This is a genomic window from Methylobacterium sp. E-005, from assembly GCF_022829725.1.
Lineage (GTDB): Bacteria > Pseudomonadota > Alphaproteobacteria > Rhizobiales > Beijerinckiaceae > Methylobacterium.
The window spans coordinates 106,546-129,686 of the sequence record NZ_JAKSYG010000240.1 but is presented as its reverse complement, the minus strand read 5'-3'; the positions used below and the strand labels follow the sequence as shown (position 1 = coordinate 129,686).

The following is a 23,141-nucleotide window of genomic DNA, read 5'->3' as shown; positions in this document are numbered from 1 at the left end:
CGGGTCCTGTGCTGGCTCCCGGATCAGGTTCCGCTGTCGCTCCACCTGTCCGGGAAAGGGGCGCGGGTCCGATGAAGCGCGGCCCGTCACCCAGCCTGAACGAGCCAGCACGCCGCGCGCAGGGCCACCGTGCCGCCCGACGCGTGCCGGCGCAGGGCCTCGGTCACCGCAGCCTCGGCCCGCGCCCGGAGATCGGGTTCGGCCTGGCGGACGAGATGGGAACTCGGGCCGAGGTTCAGCGCGACATGGGCCGCCGCCCCGGCGGCCTCCGCGTCGGTTTCGCCCCGGCCGAGCACGACATCCCGGTCCACCGGCTCACAGGCGACGGTCCCGAAGCCGGCGCTTCTCAGCAGAGCGCCGAGCGCCTCCGCATCGGCGAAGCGGAACGGCCCCGGCGTATCGGGCGCCGGGGGCGGCGGCACCTCGGGCAGCAGCGGTATCACCGCCTCGCGCGGCACCTGAACCCACAGATTCTCGGGCAAGCTGCGCCAGCACAGGAAGGTCAGCTGTCCGCCCGGCCGCAGCATCCGGCGGATGTTGCCGAAGGCGCGGGGCGATTCCGGGAAGAACATCACCCCGAAGCGGGACAGGGCCGCGTCGAAGCTGCCGAGGTCGGCCTGTTCCACGTCGGCCTCGAGGAAGGTGACCGGGGCGCCGCCGGGGGCTTCGCCGCCGCGACCCCGGGCGACCGCGAGGAGCGGCGCCGAGATATCCGCCCCCGTGACGCGGCCGGCGGCCCCGACCCGGCGTGCGGCCTCGAGGGTCGTCGCGCCGGAGCCGCAGCCGATATCGAGCACCGAGGCCCCGGACCTCAGCCCAGCACGGGCGAACAGCGCCTCGGTCAGCGGCGCGAACACCGCGTCGAGCACCGCCTGGTTGCGGGCCCAGCGCGTGCCGACCTCGCCGTTCCAGTACTCGGTCTGCGTGATGCCGCCCGCCATGTCCGATCCTCCCTCAGGCCGTGGTGGCCGCCACCGACAGCTCGGGCTTGTGGTTGAGCGTCTGGAACACAACGCAGTAGCGCTCGGTGAGCTTCAGAAGCTGCGCCAGCTTCTCGTCCGAGGCATCGGTATCGAGCTGGAAGAACAGGCGGATGTTGCGAAATCCCACCGGCGCCTCCTTGTCGACGCCCAATGTGCCCCGGAAATCGAGATCGCCCTCGGCGCTGACCGTGCCGGCCCGCAGCGGGATCTCGAGCGCGGTCGCCACCGCCTTCAGCGTCACGCCCGCGCAGGCGACCAAGGCCTCCAGCAGCATGTCGCCCGAGCACAGTTCCATCCCGGACCCGCCGGTCGCCGGATGGAGCCCGGCCTCGGCGATCGCCCGGCCGGTCTCGACCTTGCAGGCGATCTTGGTGTCGTCGAGCGTGCCTTTGGCCTTCAAGGTGACGACCGCCGCATCCGGAGCCGCGCGGTACTTATCCTTGATCGGAGCCTGGAGGGCTCGCAGCGCGGTGGCGTCCATGGCGTTGTCCTCTCGATGATCCTGTCCCGATCTCGGCTGTGCCGGACCGGGTTTTGGCTGCGCGAAACGCGTCGGATCAGCGGTATAGGGGCCGGCGCGGTCGACGGAAAGCGTGCGGCGTCAGCCGATCAGGGCCGTCAGAGCCGCGGCGAGGCCGTCGACCTGCGCGGCGTCGTGGGCGGCCGAGAAGGCGACCCGCAGCCGCGCGGTCCCGGCCGGCACGGTCGGCGGGCGGATCGCCACGACGAGGTAGCCCTGCGCCTCCAGGGCCGCCGAGATCTCGAGGGCGCGCTGCGCCTCCCCGACCAGCACCGGCACGACGGCGCTCTCGGCCTCGGGCAGGCCCAGCCGGGCGGTGAAGCGCCGGGCGAGGTCGAGGGGCCGGGCGCGCCGCTCCGGCTCCGCCTCCAAAATCGTCAGGGCCTCCAGGGCGGCGGCGGCCGAGGCCGGCGGCAGGCCGGTCGTGTAGACGAAGCTGCGGGCGCGGCTCACCATCAGGTCGATCACCGGGCGCGAGGCGCACAGATAGCCGCCATAGGAGCCCAGCGCCTTCGACAGGGTGCCCATCTCCAAAGGCGCCCGGGGCCCGTCCTCGACCACGCCGATCCCGTGGGCGTCGTCCACCAGCGTCCAGGCATCGTGGTCCTGCGCGACGGCCAGGATGTCGGCCAGCGGTGCCCGGTCGCCGTCCATGCTGAAGATCCGCTCGGTCAGCACCAGGGCCCGGCCGTGCCGGGCGCGGTTCGCCCCCAGGATCGCTGCGAGGTCGGCGGGATCGTTGTGGCGGAAGGTCAATACCCGCGCCCCGGACAGCCGCGCCCCGGCCCACATGCAGGCATGGGAGAGTTCGTCCAGCACGATCAGGTCGTCGCGTCCGGCCAGTGCCGGCGTGATGCCGAGATTGGCGAGATAGCCGCTGCCGAACACGAGGGCGGCCTCCACCCCCTTGTGGCGCGCGAGCCGTTCCTCGAGCTGTCCGAGATAGGGATGGTCGCCGGTGACGAGGCGGGACCCGCCCGCGCCCGCGCCGTAGGCCGCCGCCGCTGCCTGCGCGGCCGCGATCACGTGGGGGTGGTGCGAGAGGCCGAGATAGTCGTTGCAGGAGAACGAGACGAGCGCCCGGCCCCGCCGCGCCGCCGCCGCGCCGGTCCCGCGCTCGGTCGGCACGAGGCGCCGGCGCAGGCTGCCGGATTCCAGGGCATCGAGTTTGGTGCGGGCGAAAGCGTCGAGGCTGTCCATCCGGTGGGATGAGGCCGCGGGCCGGGCGGGTGTCAAGCGGGGTGCCCTGCCCTTGACCCGGCGCACGAGCCTTAGCATCCCCTCGGCATGACGTCCGATCGCCCGCGCACGCATCTCTGGCGGCCCTACACCCAGATGCGCAACGCCCCCCCGCCCCTCGAAGCGGTGGCGACCCAGGGCAGCCGCATCGTCCTCGCCGACGGCCGCGAACTCGTGGACGGCATCGCCTCCTGGTGGACGGCGGTCCACGGCTACAACCATCCCCACATCGCCGCCGCCGTCGCCGACCAGCTGGCGCGGATGCCCCACGTGATGTTCGGCGGCCTCACCCATCAGCCGGCCGAGCGGCTGGCGGCCCGGCTCGCCGCCCTGCTGCCGGGCGATCTCGACCACGTTTTCTTCAGCGATTCGGGCTCGGTCGCCGTCGAGGTCGCCCTCAAGATGGCCGCGCAGATGTGGCTCAACCGCGGGGTGAAGGGCCGCACGAAGGTGCTCGCCTTCCGCGGCGGCTATCACGGCGACACGATGGGGGCGATGTCGGTCTGCGATCCCGAGGAGGGCATGCATCGCCGCTTCGGCGCCTACCTGCCGACCCAGGTTTTCTGTGACTTGCCGCGGACGGCCGCCGAGACCGAGGCGCTCGACGCCACCCTCGCGGCCCACCGGGAAACCCTGGCGGCCGTGATCGTCGAGCCGCTTGTCCAGGGTGCAGGCGGCATGCGCATGCACCCGCCCGAGGTGCTGGCGAACGTGGCGCGCCTCGCCCGCCGCCACGGCCTGCCGCTGATCGCCGACGAGATCTTCACCGGCTTCGGACGTACCGGCACCCTGTTCGCCTGCGAGCAGGCCGGGATCGTGCCCGACATCCTGTGCCTGTCGAAGGCGCTGACCGGCGGCACCCTGGCACTCGCCGCCACCATCGCCCGCTCGGAGGTGTTCGAGGCCTTCTGGTCCGACGATCCCGCGGCCGCGCTGATGCACGGCCCGACCTTCATGGCCAATCCCCTGGCCTGCGCGGCCGCCAATGCCAGCCTCGACCTGTTCGAGACCGAGCCGCGCCTCGACCAGGCCCGGGCCATCGCGTCGCGGCTCGCGGACGGGCTCGAAAACCTGCGGTCCGTGCCCGGCATCGCCGATATCCGGGTGCTCGGCGCCATCGGGGCGGTCCAGTTCGCCAAGGCCCCCGACCTCGCCGCCCTCAAGACGCGGCTCCTCGACCGGGGCGTCTGGGTGCGGCCGTTCGGCGACATCGTGTATCTGACGCCCGCGCTGACCATCGGAGCCGCGGAGCTCGATCGGCTGATCGACGCGGTCGTCGCGGTGGTGACCGGGCAGGCGACTGCGGCGAACTGAACACAGGAGCCGATCGCTCGCAGCCCCGGCGGTATCGGGCTGCAACCCGGAACCGTTTCTGCAGTTGGACCTCAGGCTGAAGACGCGTGCGGCGGCCCTCGCAGCCGCACGCTGCCGGAGGGAGTGCACAGTGGCGAGTGAGCAGACGGGTTCGGGTGGCGATCGGCCGGTGATCCTCCTGGTCGAGGATGAGGCCCTGACGATCATGGACCTCGGCGACGTGCTTGAGGAAGGCGGCTACGACACCGTCCAGTGCGCCTCCGCCGAGCGGGCACTCAGCATACTCCAGGCGCGCCCGGACATCTGCGGGCTCGTCACCGACGTGCAGCTCTCGGGCAAGACGGACGGATTCGACCTCGCCAGTTCGGTCGCGGAGGCACGCCCGCAGCTGCCGATCCTGATCGTCTCCGGTCGGGCGGCGCCGGACCCCGCGCGCATGCCCGATCACGCCGACTTCATCGCACGGCCCTGTACCGGCCAGGATATTCTCGATCGTCTTCAACGCCTGATGCACTGCTGAGCGGTGGCCGGCGCACGCTCGTCATCTCACCGTCACTGGCCGCGGCCACAGGGTCCTGGGCGGTCGGTGATGGGAGTGGATCGTGCAGACTCTGGAACTCCCGGCGGCCGCCGGCACAAACGCGGGCGCTCCGGTGGGCGACAAGCAGAAACGTGATCGTCAGGACAGCGCGACGGCGGCCCAGGAGCTGACGTCTAAGAAGATGCGGCCGCCCGGCGTCCGCAGCGTCGGCTGGGCGCTGGTTCAGGCGGCGCGCCTGCACCGCGCCCGCACGGGCGATCGTCTCGCCAAGCTCGGCCTGTTCGCCGGGCAGGAGCAGGTGGTGCAGGCGCTCGCCAGCGCCGGCACGATGACGATGGGCGATCTCGCCGCCCTGCTCCGGGTGCGGCCACCCACGGCTTCGAAGACCGTGACCCGGCTCGCCGCCCTCGGCATCGTCGAGCGCCGGGCCGAATCGGGTGACGGCCGCGTGGTCCGGGTCCAGCTCACCCCGGCGGGCCTCGCGAAGGCCGAGGCGATCGAGCGGATCCAGGAGGAGGTCGAGGCGGAGTTGCTCGACCATCTCGACAAGACCGACCGCCGCCGGCTTCGCAAACTCCTGCGCAAGGCCGCCCGCGGCCTCGCCGAGGCGGCGGGCGCCGCCGGCGAGTCGACCGACGTCGATGCCGAGATCGAGGCCGAGGTGGACGACGAGGCCGAGGGGCTGCCGGCCTGACGCACGGCGCCGGACTTCCGGTCCCCGCCGCGACAGGAAACCCATGGCCCGCCCGCACAAGCTCGACCGGGCGCGTCTCGCCCCGACCGGCCGTCATGGGGGCTCGCGCGTCGAACGGCGCCTCGATCATCTCGACCTCGCCCTCGGTCGGTACGCTTTCGCGGGCCGATGCTTGAACCAAGCGCGCTTGGTCGCCTTTTCCGCTGCCGCTTCGGACCACGAATCCTGGCGCCAGCGCTAACGGCAGCGCAATTGTCCTGCCCCAATGTTGCAATGATGTAACGTTGCGCGACGGCGCGCGGCCTGCGGACGATCTGCGGTTGCCTCCCCTTCCAGGACCGGCAAGATGAAATGATATAACAGTCTGTGGGTCCCGATGTCCGCGCTCCGTCGTCCAAAACCGCTTGCCGGCAGCCTCCTGGCATACGTTCTCGGTGCGGGTGCATTGACCGTGATGCCGGCGCGGGCCCAACAGGCGATCGCCCTGGACGAGATCAGCGTCACGAGCCCGAGCCCGATCCAGCCGCCGCGCGCGGCGATCGCGGCGGATGCCGCGGTTCCGATCGGTGTCCTCCCGGTGGCGACCAACACGTTCTCACCCGTGACGGTGGTCACGCAGGAGCAGATCGCCCGCGATCAGCCGCGCACCCTCGGTGACGCCCTCTTCGACCGGCCGGGCATCTCTGGCACGAGCTACGCGCCGGGGGCGGCCTCCCGGCCGATCATCCGCGGCCTCGACAACGCCCGGGTGCGTATTCAGGAGAACGGCATCGTCAACGGCGGCGTTTCGGACCTCGGCGAAGACCATGCGGTGCCGGTGAACCCGCTGGTTGCCGACCGCATCGAAGTGATTCGAGGGCCCGCGACCCTGCGTTACGGCTCCGGCGCGATCGGCGGTGTCGTGTCCGCCGACAACAATCGGGTGCCGACCTTCATCCCGCTGAACGGTGTGCAGGGTCAGGTCACCAGCGGCTTCTCCAGCGTGGATAACGGCCGGCTCGGCGCGGCCACTTTGGATGCCGGCGGCGACGGCGTCGCGGTCCATGCCGACGGGTTCAAGACCGCCAACGACAGCTACGCGATCCCCGGCGGGATCCAGCGCAACTCCTACAACGCGTCGCAAGGCGGCGCGGTCGGCATCTCGGCGATCGGCGACCGTGGCTTCGTCGGCATCTCGTTCAGCCACTACGATGCGGTCTACGCGATCCCCGGCGGCGTGGCCGAGCAGGACCGCACCCGCCTCACCCCCAACCAGGATCGCGTCCTGTCTCGGGGCGAGTACCGCCCGCTCGATGGCCCGTTCGAGGTGATCCGCTACTGGGCCGGCTACTCGGTCTATCGCCACAACGAGGTCGGCTTCGGCGAGGATGGACTCGAGGGCGTCCAGGCGATCTTCAAGAACCGCGAGGCGGAAGGTCGCCTGGAACTCCAGCACGTCCCGGTCTTCACCGAATTCGGAAACCTCACTGGCGCGTTGGGCTTTCAGTCGGACCGGCGCGTGATCAACACGCAGCTCGAATCCTTCCTGCCCAAGACCGAATCCCGCGCCAATGCGGTCTACCTGTTCGAGGAGCTGCAGGTGCGCCCGGGCAGGCGGCTCCAGGCGGCGGGGCGCTACGAGGTCGACCGGCTGTCGAGCACGGCAGCTCAATTTCCCGGTGATTACGTGCCGGTCGATGGTCAGGAACCGTTTCAATACGCCCGGACCCGGCGTTTCGCCCCCAAGAGCGCCAGCGTCGGCGCCCTGCAGGATCTGCCCCTCGGCTTCGTGGCAAGCCTGACCGGCTCCTATGTCGAACGCGGCCCCACGGGCTACGAGCTGTTTTCGCAGGGGCCGCACGATGCTACCGCGACCTTTGAGATCGGCAACCCGGACCTCAAGAAGGAGCGCGCCCGCACGGTGGAAGCCAGCATACGCCGGGCCGAAGGACCGTTCCGCCTCGACGCCACCGGCTATTACACCCGCTACACCGGCTTCATCTATCGCAATTACACGGGGCTTACCTGCGACGACGATTTCGCCTCGTGCGGCACGGGCACCGACAACCGGCAAATTGTCTACCAGCAGCAGAACGCCACGTTCTACGGCGCCGAGATCATCGGCCAGTACGACCTCGTGCCGGTGGGCAACGGCTTTGCCGGTGTCGAAGCACAGTTCGATTTTGTCCGCGCGCAGTTCGATAACGGCAGCAACGTGCCGCGCATCCCGCCCTACCGGGTCGGCGGCGGTGTCTACCTGCGGGCCGATGGCTGGTTCGCCCGGGTGAACCTGCTTCACGCCTTCAGCCACGACGCCACGGCCGTGTTCGAGACACCGACCCCGGGCTACGACGATCTGCGCGCCGAGCTGAGTTACACCAAGGTCGTCGATCCGGCCGTCTACGGGGCGAGCGCGATCACCTTCGGTGTGCAGGGCCGCAACCTCCTGAACGACGACATCCGCAACGCGACGTCGTTCAAGAAGGACGAGATCCTGCTGCCGGGGCGGAACGTGCGGGTGTTCCTGACGGCGCGGTTCTAGGATTCGCCGTCAGGCCGCTTGGTAGCGTGTTGCCCGAAGAGGGCGGGTTTTGGCCGGTCCGCATCCGGATGCCGGATGCATCGGGACGGACATAGCCGTGGGGACCGCCCGCGGCCCGTTGCCGACGCAGCCGCGCTGATCCGAGTTTGGTGGACAGCGTGGCCTCGATGCGGGACGACTTCACCGCCCCGGGGCGCGACCTTGGCACCACCGCGCATGCGTCCCAGGGGCTGGTGCCACTGATGTCCTGCGAATCCAGCCCGCCCGGGCCAGGGCGTTGCCCTGAACAGGATCGTACCGCTGAGCCTTGTGCCTCGATCAATCATCGGAAGGCAACAGACTCAATATTTCCGTTCTGATTTTATGTCGTGCAATATTACGGTATAGCTGGTAGATTCTGCGTTATTTGTGTAGAATGATATCGTTTTGTTTGTAGACACCCTGTATTCTCGCCGTCCGTATGGGCCGGTTTTTGTCGACCCATCGTCTTTGTATTCATTGTAGTTTTTGTTTCCCATGCCTTCCGAGTGGAGCGCGTGATTCCGGTGGAGGCCGTGAGCGCGACTTGCCAACTGGAACGCGGTTCGCGCGGTCGCCAGTCGTTCACTTGCCTCTCTTCGCAATCGAATTGAATTCCCCGGTGAATCGAGGATCTGATCGATGCTCATCCAATAGGTTGTGGCATCGCGCAGTTCGATCTCTGCCTCTTCCAGGGTCGGGATGGGAGGCGGCGGAACTTCGGGCATTTTCGCCATGCGTCGTTCTAGGACCGCACGAGCGGCCGCAAGCTCAAATTTGCGATCAGCCCTGGTTTGACGCATATATTGAAGGTTTCTTTCTTCCGACTCAAGTCTGGTTATTGTCGGCAGAACGAGCTGATTAAGCCGCCCCTGCCATCGGTCGTCAATTCGCTCGCCATTGATCGACCAGAATGTTCCGTAGCGGGTCCTTATTTGTCCAGGGTGGGTTTCCAGGACGCGCGTAAAAATGAAATGATCGCCGTATATTGGATCATTCCTTTGAATGCACGCTAAATTACCCGACCTTGCTTGCCCGTAATATAGTTCTAGCTCATTTGTCATTCGGATCTCCGAATAAGGCATGCCTAGAAACAAGATGATGCGGGCCACTCGAATCAGTGAGCCTCACTGTTCATCGCTCGGATTTGGGGAGGCCCCTAGGTTGTTCATATAACGCACCATGTATTTCTAGTAGCATCAATATTCCGTGATCGCAGAGTAGAGTTTTATACCGGATCAATAGAAATGTCTTTTCCTGCGGAAACAAAAGCTAGTTCTTGTGTTTCTACAAGAAAAAAACTCATAAAAAAGTTGCGATAATGCAACTAACCATATGGCTGAGCTTAGAATTTGCGTTTTCATCTTGCGAGTTCCGTCGATTTCCTCATGATCAGTGCGAACGGGCCCACCAACACAAGGGTCTGCGGCCAAATATCTGAGATGATGGCCCAATTAAAATAAGGGCAATGGCATCTACGGCCAAATGCTGACGATTCTGTGGGTCTCGACGTCTTGGGGTTTCTGATGAGCTTTTTGAAAACTGCTCTGCTCTGTTCGGCTGCGACATTTTTTGCGGCAAGTACTGCTCACGCTGCTGACTTGCCAGTCAAGAAGGCGGTACCGATCGAATACGTCCGCGTCTGCGGCGCATATGGTGCCGGCTTCTTCTACATCCCCGGAACCGACACATGCCTACGCATCTCCGGTCGCGCCCGGTTCGAGGGCGGCTACGAGACTACTTATTCGCGGCAGTCCGGCGGAAATCTTGGTGATACTGCTGGTTATGGGAGCCGCCTGCGCATCAATTTGGATGCGCGGACACAGACGGCCTACGGAACGCTGCGCGCCTTTGTTCGCCTCGATGCAGGGTCACGGACGGGTGGATCCTACGGCGGCGGGACATCTGGTACCCAGCAGCGTATCGGCAACGCCTACGCAGCGCTGGGACAGGATGAGTTTGGTCGTGCCCAGCAATTCGTGAACGTCGATAAGGCATTCATCCAGTTCGCCGGTCTCACTGCTGGTCGCGCGTCGTCGTTCTTCGATTTCTACGCCCACGACTTCGAATTCGCCGGTGCCACCGCTGGCTCGGACGTTTTCTCCACCAACCTGCTCGCCTACACGGCGACGGTCGGAAATGGCCTGTCGGCAACGATATCGATCGAAGACCCGACGTTCCGTCGGAGCAACGTGTTCTCGCCCCTCGCCACAACCGTTTCCGCCGCCAACGGCTCGATTTCGAACTTCGGCGTCACGTTTGTCCCGGCCCCCATCTTCGTCCGGAATGCTGCGGGTACGTTGCTCGCCTCGTCGGCAGCCTTCCAGACCGTCGATGTGATCCAGCGTAATGAGATGCCGGACTTCGTCGGCGTCGTGCGCCTCGACCAAGCCTGGGGCTCTGCTCAGCTGTCGGCCGCCTCGCACCAGATCGATATCGGCAACATCAACAATACGCCGATCGCCAACGCCGTCACAGCGCCGGCCCATACCAACAGCCCCTATGGCTACGCGATTCAGGGCGGCCTGAAAATCAACGCGCCGTTCATCGCGCCGGGTGACACCCTCTATCTGCAGGGCGCCTATGCCAAGGGCGCTCAGATGTATACCGGCTACTGTCAGTACACTGGTTGCTACGCTCAGACTGCAGGCACTTTGCAGGGCTCGAAATTCCAGCAGTACTTCAACGACGCGACGGTCAACCCGGTCACGGGTCAGTTGCAGTTGTCCGACAGCTTCACGGTGGTCGGGTCATACTTGCACTACTGGAACCCGGAGTGGCGTTCGGCCCTGTTCGGCTCTTACGGCGAGATGAACTATTCCGCGTCGGCGCGGAACGGTCAGGGGCTCATATTCGGTGCTCTGAACCCCGCCGGCACCCAGGCGTTCGGCCAAAACGCGGTGGGTACGCCAGGGTCCCGCTTCTACAATTTGAGCCAGGCGCTGCGTGATACGTATCAGTTCGTCGCTGGCGCCAACATCATCTGGTCGCCGGTCAAGGACCTCGACATTGGTTTGGAAGGCTTTTACACCCAGATCGGTGTCAAGAATGGTCGGGTGATCGATATCGATAAGGATCCGACGGCGTATACGGCGGCTCGTGTCGCCGCGATCAACGCCGGCGGTCCGGTTCGCACCGCGACGGAGCAATCTGTCCAGCAGATCCGCTTCCGCGTCCAGCGCGATTTCTAATTCCAGATCGGGACCGGTTTGTTCTCCAAAGCTTCCCGGTCTTGATGTCCCCGTGCAAAGGGACCCTACTGCCCGGCCTTGCGGCCGGGCATTTTGCTATCTGCCGTGCCGGTGGCTGTGATCTGGCCTCTGATCGGGCGTAGACCTCGCGCTCGAACTGGGGGGCCCTCTCGGCGCTTGCGATTACGCTATCCTTCGCTGCTCCATGGGCGGTCGGCAGGATGATCGGCAGCACGGGGCCAACCGCGAAGAATATGCGCGCAAACGTTGAGAGCGGCTCGACGGAAAACGAGATCCCCGCGCCAAGGGTGAGCTATCCGGCATTGTGGGCGTGCTGAACCACGTCGGCGCGGTCGCCGTGGCCGCCAAGGGTGAGCGGTAGCACCCGAAGGCTATCCGGGCGACGAATGCTGCGTTCGTCGGACCTGCTGGCGACCTGTTCGATTGTCCGCCTGGGCTTGCAACCGAACGGCCGTCTCATCCTCACCGCGCTTCCGCGACCGCCTCCGAGTTTAGGGGCTCATACGGCTAACGGTTGGCCACCTTCGGGAAGCGCCGACGGCGTTCCCCACGTCCGGGTCGGGTCGCAAGTGCCGCCTCGCCGGCCTCAGATGCTGGAGACAAAACGCGAAACCCGCCTTAGGCGGACAGGGTCCGGCGCAGGCGTCGCCAGCCTGCCGCGATACCGGTGAGCGCGATGCCGGCCGCCAGCAGGTTCAGGATCCACTGGGCCGCATCGTGCAGAGACCGGTTGCCGGTGAGCCCCGGCAGGTCCAGTCGGTGCGCCGCATCGAACAGCCAGCGATTGATCCGGCCCGAGCGGTCCAGGCGCTGGAGGAGTGTGCCATCCCGGGGATCGATATGGAGCCATGTGGCCGCCGCGTCGCCGAAGCGCAGGCGCATCACCGGAAGCGGCCGTGGGTCGGCCCCGTGGGGATACCAGTAGGCATCGTAGGCTGTCAGCAGGCGGATCGATCGGAGGGGGCCGCCCGCGAAACCGCCTGCCGCGGCCGCCGCGATGAGGCGCGCGTCGAGGACAGTCGCGCCGTCCGTCCCGATCGTCCGCGGGCCGCCCGGCGCCTCGGCGACGATCCACCAGCGTCCACCGATGGCGGCGAAGCGTAGGGCGCGGGTCTCCGGTCCGGCGAAATCGCGCAGGCGTTGCGGGTCGAGCCCGAGGGTGGGCGGGGTTCCGGCATAGGCGGCGCGCAACTCCGCGGGCGGGCTGACGGAGGTGAACCAGCTGTTCGGGTTCATGGAGATCCAGCCGCTGACGATGAACGAGCTCAGCCCGAGGCCGCCCGCGAGGCCGAGCAGGTGATGCCAGCGCGTAAGTCCACGATAGGGCGTCACGGTCCCGCCCGCGTAGCGCCGCCGAACGCGCAGGCGCCAGATTCCGATCGTGCCCCCGCTGAGCGCGCCGAGGGCCGCCAAGCCGGAGAGCCACAGGAGTACCGCCCGCCAGAGCTCCGGCCGGGCGCGCAGCGGGGTGAGGTAGATCCAGTGCGCCACCGCGCCGACCCAGTTCCAGGCCCGCTCGGAGCGGGTCGTGTCGAGGGCGATCTCGCCGGTGACCTGCGACACGTAGAGTTCGGTTCCGGAAACGTCGCCGAGGGCCACCTTCAGGAAAGGTCGCAGCGGATCATAGCGGGCCGTGACGGTCCATTGGTCCCGCGCGACCGACTCGACCCGTGCGTCGGGGGCCCCTTCGCCCGCGAGACGCAGCGCGTCCGCGGGCGTCAGCGGACCAAGCCGCGCGCCGGTCCGTGCCGAGACCGTCGCCCGGGCGCCGTCGTGGCCGGTGATCCGGTAGACGGGCTCGCCACCCTGCATGTCCAGCCCGAAGGCGGCCGGCACGCCCCGGAGCCCGCCGGTGCGAAGCGCATCCTCCGGCGCAACGGCGACGTCGTCCCAGGCGATCGGCGCGAGCCGCGCCAGACGCTCGGCCTCGGTGAGCGTCGGGAACGGCACGTAGAGCATCACCAGCCCGGACAAAATCCACAGGGCGAAGAACAGCCCCGCGGCGATGCCGGACCAGCGGTGGAACAGGATGAGCCAGCGTCGCCCCGCCTTGCCGAGGCGCCGCGGCAGGCTCACCACGTCACCGTGTAGGCGACCTCGATCGAGCGCGGGCGCCCGAGCAGCCAGTTGGTGCCGATCCCGTTCACCGTATTGCCGCTGATCGCGTAGACCCTGTCGAACAGGTTGTAGACCCGCATGGACAGGCGCGAATCCGCCGTGACCTGACGATCGAGCACGAGGTTGACGAGGTTGTAGGCCGGGCGCCGCGCCGTGTTGCCGAAGTCGCTGTAGACTTGGCCCACGTTCTGGAGCCCCACCCGCGCGGTCCAGTCGCGCGCGACATCCCAGGTCAGCCAGAGGTTGGCGACGCGCTCGGGCACATCGATCGGCTGGTTGCCGGCATACGAGACGGTGGCGCCGTTCACGGTCTGGTCGAACCGGTCATATTGCGCGTGCAGGAGGGCCAGATTGCCGTCGAGCCGCCAGCCCGGGGCGAAGCGCCAGCCAAGCGCCAGTTCGAAGCCCGACGACGACTGGCTTCCAACCTGCGTGCTGAGTGTCGGCCGGCCCGGCACCGCCGAGATCAGGTTGTCCTTGACGATCTGGTAGCCGGTAATCGTCCATTCCAGCGCGCCGTCGAAGGCCAGTCCCTTGGCGCCCAGCTCGACCTGATCGCCGGTAGCGAGCCTGAAGCCCGCCAGCGATTGCGACAGCGTGATCAGGCTGTTCACCGGATCGGTGGCGAAACTGTACTGGGCGTAGAGCGCGCTGTCCGGCGTCGGGTTGTAGACGAGGCCGAACCGGTATCCGAGCGCGTGGTAGGTCTTCGCGAAACGCGAGCCGGTCTGCAGGTCCTCCCGGTTCAGGGTCGGCACGTCGAGGCGCACGCCCGTGAGGAACGAGAGGCCATCCGAGAGGATCACCCGGTCCTCGGCGAAGATCGAGGCTTGGCTCGTTTGCGTAGCGTAGGCCGGGCGTGCGCGGCCGTTCTGCGGGAAGAAACCCGGATCGTAGCCAGCGAGCGGCACGCTGGTCGTCTGGTCGAAGTAGAAGTTGTTGGTGTGCCGGAAGTCGATGTGGTTCACATCGAAGCCGGCCACGAACTGGTTCGGCAGCCCGAACAGGCTGCCCCGGACAGTCGCGTCGAGCCGGTCCCCGACCTGTTCCTGGCTGTGATAGATCTCCAGATAGTCGCCCCGGTCCACCAGCCCGGTGCTGCGGTTGACGGAGTATTGCTCGACATCGAGCCAGTGGCGCCGGCTGGTGAGCCGATAGGCGGTGTTGCGGACCGTGATGTCGGCCGAGGGCGTCCACTCGGTCTTGAGCTGGGTCCAGTTGTCGGCCCAGGTGATCTTCGCATCTCGGACATTGTAGTTGTTGAACCGGATGAGGTCCGGGATCCGTCCCTCGACCAGGGGCGTGCCCCAGTAGCGCGCAGGCTCCTGGTAGCCGAGGTCGTGGCTCAGCGTGAATGCGAGGTCTGCGCTCGGCCGGAACAGCAGGGCAGCGGAGACTGCGAGATTGCGGAAATCGCCCTCCGGCCGGATCCAGCCGTCGGCGCGGTTGCCGCTGACGTTGAGGCGGTACGCGAAGGTATCGCCGAACTCGGCCTGCCCGAGCCCGCCGCCGGAATCGAAGGCGAGCCGCGCCACGCCGTCGGTGCCCACCACCGCGCGGGCGGCGTTGATCGGCACGAAGACTGGCTTCTTGGGCACCACGTTGATGACGCCGCCGATCGCGCCGTCGCCGTAGAGCACCGAGGACGGCCCGCGCAGCACCTCGATCCGCTCGACGTTCCACGTGTCGAACGGGAAGGTCACGGTGTTGGCGCCGACATAGAAGCGCGTGCCGTCGTAGAGCTGCTGGATCGAGTTCGGGCCGGCGAAGCCCCGGGACGTGAACGCGCCGTTGCCGTTGCCGGGCGCCGCGATCGTGGTGATGCCGGTGGCGTCCTGCGTCACGGCCTCGGCGATCGTGTCCTGGCCGCGCAGCCGCGCGGTCTCACCCGACACGATGTCGAGGCTGGCCGGGGTCTCCAGCGGCGTCAGGCCCAGGCGGCTCGCCGTCCGGTCCCGGGTGCGCAGGTTGAGCCCGGTCGGGCTGGCACGGTTCGCATCCCCGCCGTCCCCCTCAACCGAGAGCTGATCCAGGGCGATGGTCTCCTGCGCGGCGGACGGGCTTGCCAGGAGCGCGATGAGGATGCCGCAGAGCGGAACTGGCCCGCTGAAGCGGGGGCGACGCGTCGGACAGAACATGGAGCACGGGATCCTGGCGCGACCCGCGGCCTCCCGAAGCCATACACGCAATGTAATAACATGTCACTCTCTCGTTGCTCCTGGACGCCCTGCTACCTGCGCGCAGGTGCTCCGGACGCGCGGAAACGAGAGTGGTGGTGGCGTGGACGGACATCGGGACAGGCGTCGCGGGCGCGCTTGCTGTGGCACGTCACCGCGAACGAGGCCGCGTCGACCGCGCTCACGCACGGGCGTCTCGACACCCGTCAGGACACCCCGCCCGACGCGTTTCGCGTGTGACCACGGCTGACGGCAGGTCTCCTGGCTCGCGGGTCGCCGCCCTGACACCGTCTTCCCGAATCTCTCGACCCAGTGACGTGGTGGTGAAGGGCTCTCCGCTCACAGTTGCGGGGGCAGCCGCGGCTTCGGGGCGAACCCCTCCCTGCGTTCCCTTTTGATCCCCGAGGGGAACCGTCGCTGTCGAGCTTGGTTGCATCGCCCCTTCGCGTCAAGCCTGTGGATAACCGTGAGGGCGTCACAGCGCCGTTCCAATCGGTTTCAAGGGCGGATACGGGATCAGCGTCGCCGCAATGTGGCTGTCGCCCAATTGAATTTCCTTCTGTCGTCAAAGTCTTTCAAGGTTAGGCCTTGAGATTTGGTTTTGCGGTTTGATTGAATACAGCGGAAGGCTGCAGAATTTCTGCCAGCGGCATCTCCTAATTGCTTGACGCTCGATGGTCCCTTTGTTATTTCACACGCCTCTGGAGATCAGAGTCGGTGAATACAGTGTTTTTGAAATAGATCTTCGGGAAAGATCGGATCTTAAAAGATTATATCCCAATATCGGATAGGCGATCACATCACTCATCGCGCGATCTGATCGCGCGAGCGCGAATGTCGTGGGGCGTTTGTTTTCCAAGAGTAAGTAAAGCGTTTGATGCAAGGTGCGCTCGGCCCGCGTCTTTAGAAAATAAGTACATGACGATGACGTAGAAATAACGCAGAAGTATGAGGGGAATGCACAATGGACACCGGATACTCACTCGCGAAGCCCTTTCACCCGGGCGGATTTGTGCGGCGCAAGATTTTCGAGCCGCGTAATCTGACCATCATGGGGGCCGCCGCCGCATTGGGCGTGACCCGCCAGGGCTTGTCTGACTTCATGGCTGAGCGAGCCAGCTTGACGGTCGAGATCGCGTTCCAGATCGAGAAAGCGTTCGGGTTCAACGCAGAAGCGCTCATGGAAATGCAGACGCGCTTCGATTTGGCTGTCCTGCGCCAGCGTGATCGTGCGGTCCAGATGCAACTGGTCAGCAAGCAGAGGTCCCAGCCGAGGAGAGTTGCGGGCCGGTCCGCCGCCTGAGGGGCGCCGGACGGGACACTACGCCACCATGTCCGTCGTGGGCGCCTTGGTGCCGTTCCCGATCGTATCGGAGAGGGAACGGCACCCGGGTTTCGTCGCAACCGGCGCGCGTCTGACGGTCCCATGGCGGGCGGGGCTTGCGCCAGGGGCAGCCCCGCAAAGGCGGGTGTCGCACTGGGATGCGGTCTGTAAGATGATCGCGCCGTGACGATAACAAGCGTTTTGAAGAAACGCGTTTCGTAGAACTGAAACTGAAGCGGTTCGTTTGATCCGCTAAGAGCAGTACGTTCGATCATCAGGCTGCGCAGCCAGGCAGACATTCATGGACGGATCCCGACTCGTGGAACCGTGCGCAAAGTTCAGCGTAGTAGCATCATCTGCTTCATTCACAGGGAATGACAGAAGCTTTCTGGGCTTTGATCTCCGTTTCCGACCCAAAGACGGACGGGCTGCGAAGATCTATCGAGAAAGGTATGCTGGCTATGACCTATCGACTGCAAAATCCTGGCCACCCGGGTGGCTACGTTCTTCGCAATGTCATCGAGCCCCGTAACCTGACCGTCATGGATGCTGCCAGCCTGCTGGACGTGCCGCGTCAGGCCCTGTTTGATTTTCTGAACGAGAAGGTTCCCCTGACTGCCGAATTGGCGTTCCGGATCGAGACGGTGTTTGGCATCGAGATGGAAACACTGATGGGCCTGCAAACCCAGTTCGACATCGCCGAAGCGCGCAAGCACTTGCAACCGCTCCGGACCGAGCTTGTCGCCAGGGCGAGGGCTGCCGATCCCGGATTTATGCATGCGGGGGCCGATACGTCCCTTCGGACGATCGTCAGGCGGAGCTCTGCCGTGGCGTGACCCCAGCCCCCCGGCGATTGGTGCAGATTGTCCGGGAGGCTGGCCGCATCGTCTGAACACCCGGTCCGTTCTTGGCCCCGAAGTCGTGGTCGGCCGCGTGCCACTGCCTGCGGCCGGACCTCCGCTTTGCCGCCGCAGGCTCGCGACGCGAGATTATCCTATTCCCGGTTCCATTATCCCACGACAGTCAGGGCCCGGCGCCCGCCCGCCCGCGCCCGCCCGTGAGGGCGGGCGGATTCCTGCGCGGTGATGACGACACCACACCCTGGCGGACGTGGCTTCACGCGAGACGATCCCAAGCCGGCGCCTTCCGCACCGCCGGGCGCGCCGGCACGAATGCCGGCGCCGCCGAACACGGTGCCCTGAAATGGGCCGATGATGCCGACATCGACAAATCAACATTCTTCAAGTTTCTTCTAGTGCTAGACATCAATAGTCATTTGGGAAAATTGGCGTCTCATGCGGCATCCTGTTCGTCGCTCTATCCGACTTGGATTTTAATATGATCATCTCGTCATCGACTGGAATTTTAGTTGATGCACGCAGGACGACTGGTTAAGCAGATCGGCAAGGTCATCAGCGTATGCAGGTTTTTTCATGGGGTCGAACTTTAGTTCTTCACGATGGAGATCGTTCTTCAGTTTGAGAAAAATCATCGTTGGATCGTTCGTTATCTTATTCTTGCTCGCAATGGTCATCGGACTTTTTGCGATCACGCGCGTTCGACTGATCAATAACTCGGCGCAGTCAGTCGTGGGTGAAATCGACGCGGCGGCGAATCTGGGCCTCATGAACGAAGTGAGCCAGGAACTCCGCGCCTTGGGTGTTCTCGCCCACAGCGCCCGCGGGGCAGCGGAGGCTCGAACCTACGCGGATCAGCTTCAGAAGGCGCAGGAAGTCTTCTCAGCCGCCTGGAGCCGCTACGCACCGACGGTGTCCGGCCCGGAGGAACAGGCACTCGCGCACCGCCTTCGGGAGGCGTGGCAGCACTTCCTCGCGATCGAGAGCCAAGTCTCGGCCCTCGATCGGGCCGGTGAGCACGCCCTCGCCGACGCGGTCGGGTTCGGGGCTTTCGGCAAGGACGCGGACGCGTTCCGGACGGCGGTGCGTGCGGTGCTCGCGCACCGGCAGGCGCGGGTGGCCGAGCGGAGCGCGGCGGCTGACGCGGTGGGCCGGACGTCGACCCTCTCGGTGACCATCGCGCTCGGCGTCGCGGCGATCCTGACCCTGGTGGTCAGTATCTTCGTCGTCCGCAGGGTGGCGACGCCGATCATGACGATGACTGGCGTGATGCGGCGCCTGTCGGCTAACGAGCTCGACGTGACTGTCCCGGGTCTCGGCCGCGTCGACGAGATCGGAGCCATGGCGGCGGCCGTACGGGTCTTCCAGGACAACATGCAGCGGGCCAGGATCCTGGAACGCGAGGCGACCGAAGCCCGTCGGCAGGCCGAGGAACAGAGCCGTCAGGCCATGGTCGAGCTGGCTAACCGCTTCGAGACGGCGGTCGGCGGGATCGTGACCGCGCTCTCGGCGGCGTCCGCGCAGCTGCGCAAGACGGCCGAAGCGATGACGGGGATCGCCAGCGAGACGGCGGGGCAGTCGACCGCCGTGGCGAGTGCGGCCGAGCAGGCTACGGCCAACGTCAAGATGGTGGCCGCGGCGGCCGGAGACCTCGAGACATCGGTCCGCGATGTCGGCCGTCAGGCCGAGGTCTCGTCCGCGATGGCCGGCAGCGTCGCCGGGGAAGCCGCACAGACCGCCACGCTGGTGCAGGCCCTCAGCGGTGCGGCGTCGCAGATCGGCGACGTCGTCGGCATCATCGCGACGCTGGCCAAGCAGACCAACCTCCTGGCCCTGAACGCCACGATCGAGGCGGCCCGGGCCGGGGAGGCCGGGCGCGGCTTCGCCGTCGTCGCGTCCGAGGTCAAGGCGCTCGCTGGCCAGACCGCTGCGGCGACCGACGATATCGCGCGTCACGTGGCGACGATCCAGGGGTTCACGTCCGAGGTCGTCGCGGCCATCACGGGGATCACGACCCGGATCCAGGACATGAGCGCCGCGGCAGCGTCGATCGCGGCGGCGGTCGAGGAGCAGAATACGGCGACACGGGAGATCGCTCTCAACATCACCCAGGCGGCGACCGGGACCGGGGAGGTCACGGCGACGATCACCGGCGTCGCCAGCCGGGCGCAGCAGGCCGGCTCCGCCGCCGCGCAGGTTCTGGACGCGGCCAACGCGCTGTCGGGCCAGGCCGAGCAGCTGGGCGGCGAGGTCGACCGCTTTCTCCGCACCATCCGGGCTGCCTGAGCCCCGCTCCCGACGCCACCGCCGCGGCCGGCGGTGATCGCCACCCGCCGCCCGCCCGATCGATCCGAGAGACAACCGCAATGATTTCGAAACCCCGATCCCGCGCCGCCCGCCGCCTGGGCGCGCGGCTCGTCGTGATCCTCCTGATCGCGTTGGGCTGGGCCCCGATTTCCGCCTCGGCCGCCACGATCGGCGTCTCGATGGTGCCGCCCGTCGCGTTCTTCCAGTTCCTCCGCGACGGGATCCAGGAGCGGGCCAAGACCCATGCGGATCTGACCGTTCGGTTCGCCCATGCGGAGACCGGAGACGGCGCGACGCAGATCGAGCAGGTCAAGGCGTTCATCCGCGACAAGGTCGATGCGCTGATCATCCTCCCCGTGGAGGCGGCGGCGACGCGGGAGATCACGCGCCTCGCACAGGAAGCGGATATCCCCCTGGTCTACGTGAATAACGGGCCGCGCGAGGATTGGTTTGCCGGGCGGGTCGCCCTCGCCCTGCCGAACGACCTGGTCGCCGGACGGCTGCAGATGTCCATGCTGGCGCAGCTGATGAACGGCAGGGGCCGGCTCGCGATCATCCGGGGGCCGGCCTCCCATTCGGCCTCGGCCCTGCGCACGCAGGGCGTCAAGGAGGTTCTGGACGACTTTCCCGGCATCACGATCGCTGCCGAAGAGGCCGCGGACTGGGACCGCAAGCGGGCCGCCGCCCTCGTCGCGCGATGGCTGGCCGAGGGACGCAGGATCGACGCGATCGCCGCCAACAACGACGAGATGGCGATGGGGGCCGCGGACGCGCTCGAGGCCGCCAAGATCCCGCGGGATCAGATCCTGATCGGCGGTGTGGACGGGACGCTTGACGGGATCGGCGCCATGCGCAGCCGGCGGATCCATGTCACCGTGTTCCAGGATGCGGCCCTCGAAGGCGGGCGCGCCGTCGAGGATGCCGCGAAGCTGATCCGCCACGAGCCGGTCCAGCAATACGACTGGATCCCCTTCGACCTCGTCACCGACAAGACGTTGCTGCGCTACATCAAGTCATGAGCCCGCGGGCCTTGCGCGGCTGAGCCACCGCGCGGTGATGACCGCGCCGGGTCCAGGCTGTCAGTGCGTGGATGGCGCGTCGAGCCGACCGCGTCGCCCGCGTCCCTTCGCACCTGGCCTTTGCCGCTGCGCGTCGGCGGTGCTACAGCCGGGCAACCCCCTCGATCCGGACCGTCCGCGACGCTGCGGCCTGCGCGGCAGGACGCGCCGTCTCGAACGGGGACGGGCCTCGGCAGATCATGACGACACGACCTCCCAATCGCGGCGGCCCGAAAGGGCGAAAGCCACCGACGGGTAAATTTCCGGCCGGACGATCGGCGGCGTCCGGCCGGGCCGGTACGGGCCCACGCACCAGTGCCCGGGACGCGGCCGAGCGCGCCGCACGCAACCGTGGCGACGATGCCGGCGCGCGCGATCCGTGGGGCATCGCGAGTTCCACCGCGGCCGCACCGGCTGGGCCTTCGAAGTCCGGCAAGGCGCCGGTCCGCCGCGCCGCGGCTGCGCCACGCGACACTGAGACGACCCCGCCGCGGTCGAATCCCGCGGCGCGGCGTCCGGAGGCGCCCGCCCCCGGCCCGACCCGGCGCGAGCAGCGGGCCGCCGCCTCCGCGACCCTCGCCTCCGGGGTGCAGACTCTGACGGTCGAGCCGGACGAGGCCGGCATGCGCATCGACCGGTTCCTCACCGCCCGGTTCCCACTGCTGCCCTTCACCCGGGTGCAGAGCATTGTCCGCAAGGGCGAATTGCGCGTCGACGGCAAGCGCGCCAAGCCCAACGACCGGCTGGAGCCGGGCATGAGCGTGCGCGTGCCGCCGCTGCGCCTCGACCAACCCTCGGAGCGCCCGCGCAACCCCCTGCGCGAGCAGGACGACGCCGAATTCATCCGGTCGCTGATCCTCTACGAGGATGCCGACATGATGATCCTCAACAAGCCCTTCGGCCTCGCGGTCCAGGGCGGATCGGGGACGGTCCGTCACGTGGATGGGCTGCTCGCGGCGCTCACCGGGCCGGACGGGCAGAAGCCCCGCCTCGTCCACCGGCTCGACAAGGACACGGCCGGCTGCCTGATCGTCGCCAAGACCCGGCTCGCCGCCGCGACGCTCGCCAAGAGTTTTCGCTCGCGCGCCGCGCGGAAAATCTACTGGGCGCTCACCGCCGGCGTGCCGCGGGTCCGCCAGGGGCGGGTCTCGACCTACCTCGCCAAGGAGGAGCCGACCGACGCCGATGCGCGGATGCGGGTGGCCAAGCACGGCGACGAGGGCGCGAGTCACGCGCTGACCTACTACGCGATGGTCGATCAGGCGGCCCAGAAGCTGTCCTGGCTGTCGTTCAAGCCGGTCACGGGCCGCACCCACCAGCTGCGCGCCCACGCGGCCCATATCGGACACCCGATCGTCGGCGACCCGAAATACTTCTCGGTCGAGAACTGGGAGCTGCCGGGCGGCATCCAGAACCGGCTCCACCTGCTCGCCCGGCGGATCGTGATCCCGCACCCGCGCACCGGCAAGCCCGTGGATGTCAGCGCCCCGCTGCCGCCCCACATGGCCCAGAGCTGGAACCTGCTGGGTTTCGACGCCGCCCGCTACGACCCGATCGTCGAGGCGCCCGAGGCCTGAGCGCGAAGCCAGGGTACGATCGCCGCCGTCAGGGCGTCGGGGGCTTCCAGCGGCAGCATATGCCCCGACCCGTCGATCACCGTCAGGGTCGCGCCGGGAATACCAGCCTGAAGCTCGCGCGCCTCGTCGAGGCTGCGTAGGGCGTCCTGTTCGGCCGCGACCACGAGGGTCGGGCAGGCGATCGCGTCGAGGTGGGCCAGGTCGGATTCGCGGGCCTGTTCCGCCTGACGCAGGAACACCGCGCCGCCGAGCCGGTCGCCCATCGCCCGGATGCGGGCAAGCAGGGCGGCATCGCCCACCCGTGCTGGATGCACCGACTGCAGGATCGCGCCCCGGCTGAGCCCGGCGAAACCCCGATGGCGGACATGGGCGACCGCGGCGACCTTCCGCTGCGCCTGGGCGGGCGTGTCGGACCGGGCCGAGGTGGCGATGAGCACGAGGGCGCGGACTCGATCCGGCATGCGCCGGGCGATCTCCCGGGCCACGTAGCCGCCCATGGAAAAGCCCACCAGGGCGAATCGGTCCGGCGCCTGCGCGATGGCCCGGTCAGCCATGGCGTTGATCGTGGCGTCCCGGCTCGGATCGCCGTACGTGATCGGCCCGACCTGCACGAGAGCGTCGGCGAGATCGGACCACAGATCGCGGTCCGTCATGAAGCCTGGAAGCAGCAGAAGATTCATC

At 67.2% G+C, this 23,141-nt stretch carries 18 protein-coding genes and 1 riboswitch; of the genes, 11 read left to right on the top strand and 7 right to left on the bottom strand.

The annotated features are described in order from the left end of the window. Positions 1 to 86: 86 nt before the first annotated feature. From MKK88_RS30180 to MKK88_RS30170, 3 genes are all read right to left on the bottom strand, one after another. Entirely contained in the window at positions 87 to 941 is an 855-nt protein-coding gene (locus MKK88_RS30180) for a class I SAM-dependent methyltransferase (RefSeq protein WP_244006748.1), read from the bottom strand. A gap of 13 nt (positions 942 to 954) precedes the next feature. Beyond that, positions 955 to 1,464, bottom strand: coding sequence for an OsmC family protein (locus tag MKK88_RS30175; protein ID WP_244006741.1), 510 nt, complete (start codon positions 1,462 to 1,464; stop codon positions 955 to 957). A 120-nt stretch (positions 1,465 to 1,584) separates the two neighbouring features. Continuing rightward, a complete protein-coding gene (locus tag MKK88_RS30170) occupies positions 1,585 to 2,703 on the bottom strand; it encodes an aminotransferase class I/II-fold pyridoxal phosphate-dependent enzyme (RefSeq protein ID WP_244006739.1) in 1,119 nt (372 codons plus the stop codon). A gap of 87 nt (positions 2,704 to 2,790) precedes the next feature. Here MKK88_RS30170 and MKK88_RS30165 point away from each other — a divergent pair, with 87 nt between their 5' ends. From MKK88_RS30165 to MKK88_RS30145, 5 genes are all read left to right on the top strand, one after another. Then, positions 2,791 to 4,056 carry an adenosylmethionine--8-amino-7-oxononanoate transaminase gene (locus tag MKK88_RS30165; RefSeq protein ID WP_244006737.1) on the top strand — a complete coding sequence of 422 codons (1,266 nt, stop codon included), beginning with the start codon at positions 2,791 to 2,793 and terminating at the stop codon, positions 4,054 to 4,056. A gap of 130 nt (positions 4,057 to 4,186) precedes the next feature. Then, positions 4,187 to 4,576, top strand: coding sequence for a response regulator (locus tag MKK88_RS30160; protein WP_244006732.1), 390 nt, complete (start codon positions 4,187 to 4,189; stop codon positions 4,574 to 4,576). An 82-nt stretch (positions 4,577 to 4,658) separates the two neighbouring features. Further along, positions 4,659 to 5,291, top strand: coding sequence for a MarR family winged helix-turn-helix transcriptional regulator (locus MKK88_RS30155; RefSeq protein WP_244006730.1), 633 nt, complete (start codon positions 4,659 to 4,661; stop codon positions 5,289 to 5,291). Positions 5,292 to 5,334: 43 nt separating this feature from the next. Next, positions 5,335 to 5,532, top strand: a complete 198-nt coding sequence (locus MKK88_RS30150; protein ID WP_244006723.1) for a hypothetical protein — start codon at positions 5,335 to 5,337, stop codon at positions 5,530 to 5,532. A 135-nt stretch (positions 5,533 to 5,667) separates the two neighbouring features. Continuing rightward, on the top strand, positions 5,668 to 7,812 hold the full coding sequence (locus tag MKK88_RS30145) for a TonB-dependent receptor (protein ID WP_409566730.1): 2,145 nt from the start codon (positions 5,668 to 5,670) through the stop codon (positions 7,810 to 7,812). Positions 7,813 to 8,153: 341 nt separating this feature from the next. Here MKK88_RS30145 and MKK88_RS30140 read toward each other — a convergent pair whose 3' ends face one another. Then, positions 8,154 to 8,894 (bottom strand): hypothetical protein, encoded by a 741-nt coding sequence (locus MKK88_RS30140; protein WP_244006720.1) that lies wholly within the window; start codon positions 8,892 to 8,894, stop codon positions 8,154 to 8,156. Positions 8,895 to 9,356: 462 nt separating this feature from the next. Between MKK88_RS30140 and MKK88_RS30135 the strand changes: the two genes are divergently transcribed. Further along, positions 9,357 to 11,021 (top strand): porin, encoded by a 1,665-nt coding sequence (locus tag MKK88_RS30135; RefSeq protein ID WP_244007001.1) that lies wholly within the window; start codon positions 9,357 to 9,359, stop codon positions 11,019 to 11,021. 639 nt (positions 11,022 to 11,660) lie between these two features. Here MKK88_RS30135 and MKK88_RS30130 read toward each other — a convergent pair. Both MKK88_RS30130 and MKK88_RS30125 read right to left on the bottom strand, forming a co-directional pair. Next, a complete protein-coding gene (locus tag MKK88_RS30130; RefSeq protein ID WP_244006718.1) occupies positions 11,661 to 13,121 on the bottom strand; it encodes a PepSY domain-containing protein in 1,461 nt (486 codons plus the stop codon). Then, positions 13,115 to 15,298 (bottom strand): TonB-dependent receptor, encoded by a 2,184-nt coding sequence (locus MKK88_RS30125; RefSeq protein ID WP_244006716.1) that lies wholly within the window; start codon positions 15,296 to 15,298, stop codon positions 13,115 to 13,117. The genes MKK88_RS30130 and MKK88_RS30125 overlap by 7 nt, the downstream gene beginning before the upstream one ends. Positions 15,299 to 15,570: 272 nt before the next feature. Next, positions 15,571 to 15,768, bottom strand: a riboswitch (cobalamin riboswitch). Between the two features lie 533 nt (positions 15,769 to 16,301). On the opposite strand from MKK88_RS30125, the gene MKK88_RS30120 reads away from it, so the two are divergent. The 5 genes from MKK88_RS30120 (at position 16,302) to MKK88_RS30100 (ending at position 22,460) form a co-directional block, all read left to right on the top strand. After that, complete coding sequence (locus MKK88_RS30120) at positions 16,302 to 16,640, top strand: HigA family addiction module antitoxin (RefSeq protein ID WP_244006714.1); 339 nt, start codon at positions 16,302 to 16,304, stop codon at positions 16,638 to 16,640. Between the two features lie 473 nt (positions 16,641 to 17,113). After that, positions 17,114 to 17,497, top strand: coding sequence for a HigA family addiction module antitoxin (locus tag MKK88_RS30115; RefSeq protein WP_244006707.1), 384 nt, complete (start codon positions 17,114 to 17,116; stop codon positions 17,495 to 17,497). A gap of 597 nt (positions 17,498 to 18,094) precedes the next feature. Further along, positions 18,095 to 19,804 (top strand): methyl-accepting chemotaxis protein, encoded by a 1,710-nt coding sequence (locus MKK88_RS30110; protein WP_279602618.1) that lies wholly within the window; start codon positions 18,095 to 18,097, stop codon positions 19,802 to 19,804. A gap of 80 nt (positions 19,805 to 19,884) precedes the next feature. Then, on the top strand, positions 19,885 to 20,844 hold the full coding sequence (locus MKK88_RS30105) for a substrate-binding domain-containing protein (RefSeq protein WP_244006700.1): 960 nt from the start codon (positions 19,885 to 19,887) through the stop codon (positions 20,842 to 20,844). A 239-nt stretch (positions 20,845 to 21,083) separates the two neighbouring features. Then, complete coding sequence (locus MKK88_RS30100) at positions 21,084 to 22,460, top strand: RluA family pseudouridine synthase (RefSeq protein ID WP_244006698.1); 1,377 nt, start codon at positions 21,084 to 21,086, stop codon at positions 22,458 to 22,460. Here MKK88_RS30100 and MKK88_RS30095 read toward each other — a convergent pair. Next, the gene (locus tag MKK88_RS30095) at positions 22,427 to 23,140 is read right to left on the bottom strand and encodes an alpha/beta fold hydrolase (protein ID WP_244006696.1); all 714 of its coding nucleotides are present in this window, start codon (positions 23,138 to 23,140) and stop codon (positions 22,427 to 22,429) included. The two genes, MKK88_RS30100 and MKK88_RS30095, sit on opposite strands and share 34 nt — an antisense overlap. Between the last annotated feature and the right edge of the window lies 1 nt (position 23,141).

What these genes read in the sequence shown, in the direction of transcription:
- MKK88_RS30115 (WP_244006707.1), top strand. Translation starts at nt 17,114, where the DNA reads ATGCTGGCTATGACCTATCGACTGCAAAATCCTGGCCACCCGGGTGGC.
- MKK88_RS30110 (WP_279602618.1), top strand. Translation starts at nt 18,095, where the DNA reads ATGGGGTCGAACTTTAGTTCTTCACGATGGAGATCGTTCTTCAGTTTG.
- MKK88_RS30140 (WP_244006720.1), bottom strand. Translation starts at nt 8,894, where the DNA reads ATGACAAATGAGCTAGAACTATATTACGGGCAAGCAAGGTCGGGTAAT.
- MKK88_RS30120 (WP_244006714.1), top strand. Translation starts at nt 16,302, where the DNA reads ATGGACACCGGATACTCACTCGCGAAGCCCTTTCACCCGGGCGGATTT.
- MKK88_RS30095 (WP_244006696.1), bottom strand. Translation starts at nt 23,140, where the DNA reads ATGAATCTTCTGCTGCTTCCAGGCTTCATGACGGACCGCGATCTGTGG.
- MKK88_RS30100 (WP_244006698.1), top strand. Translation starts at nt 21,084, where the DNA reads ATGACGACACGACCTCCCAATCGCGGCGGCCCGAAAGGGCGAAAGCCA.
- MKK88_RS30180 (WP_244006748.1), bottom strand. Translation starts at nt 941, where the DNA reads ATGGCGGGCGGCATCACGCAGACCGAGTACTGGAACGGCGAGGTCGGC.
- MKK88_RS30105 (WP_244006700.1), top strand. Translation starts at nt 19,885, where the DNA reads ATGATTTCGAAACCCCGATCCCGCGCCGCCCGCCGCCTGGGCGCGCGG.
- MKK88_RS30145 (WP_409566730.1), top strand. Translation starts at nt 5,668, where the DNA reads ATGTCCGCGCTCCGTCGTCCAAAACCGCTTGCCGGCAGCCTCCTGGCA.
- MKK88_RS30175 (WP_244006741.1), bottom strand. Translation starts at nt 1,464, where the DNA reads ATGGACGCCACCGCGCTGCGAGCCCTCCAGGCTCCGATCAAGGATAAG.
- MKK88_RS30125 (WP_244006716.1), bottom strand. Translation starts at nt 15,298, where the DNA reads ATGTTCTGTCCGACGCGTCGCCCCCGCTTCAGCGGGCCAGTTCCGCTC.
- MKK88_RS30135 (WP_244007001.1), top strand. Translation starts at nt 9,357, where the DNA reads ATGAGCTTTTTGAAAACTGCTCTGCTCTGTTCGGCTGCGACATTTTTT.
- MKK88_RS30165 (WP_244006737.1), top strand. Translation starts at nt 2,791, where the DNA reads ATGACGTCCGATCGCCCGCGCACGCATCTCTGGCGGCCCTACACCCAG.
- MKK88_RS30150 (WP_244006723.1), top strand. Translation starts at nt 5,335, where the DNA reads ATGGCCCGCCCGCACAAGCTCGACCGGGCGCGTCTCGCCCCGACCGGC.
- MKK88_RS30170 (WP_244006739.1), bottom strand. Translation starts at nt 2,703, where the DNA reads ATGGACAGCCTCGACGCTTTCGCCCGCACCAAACTCGATGCCCTGGAA.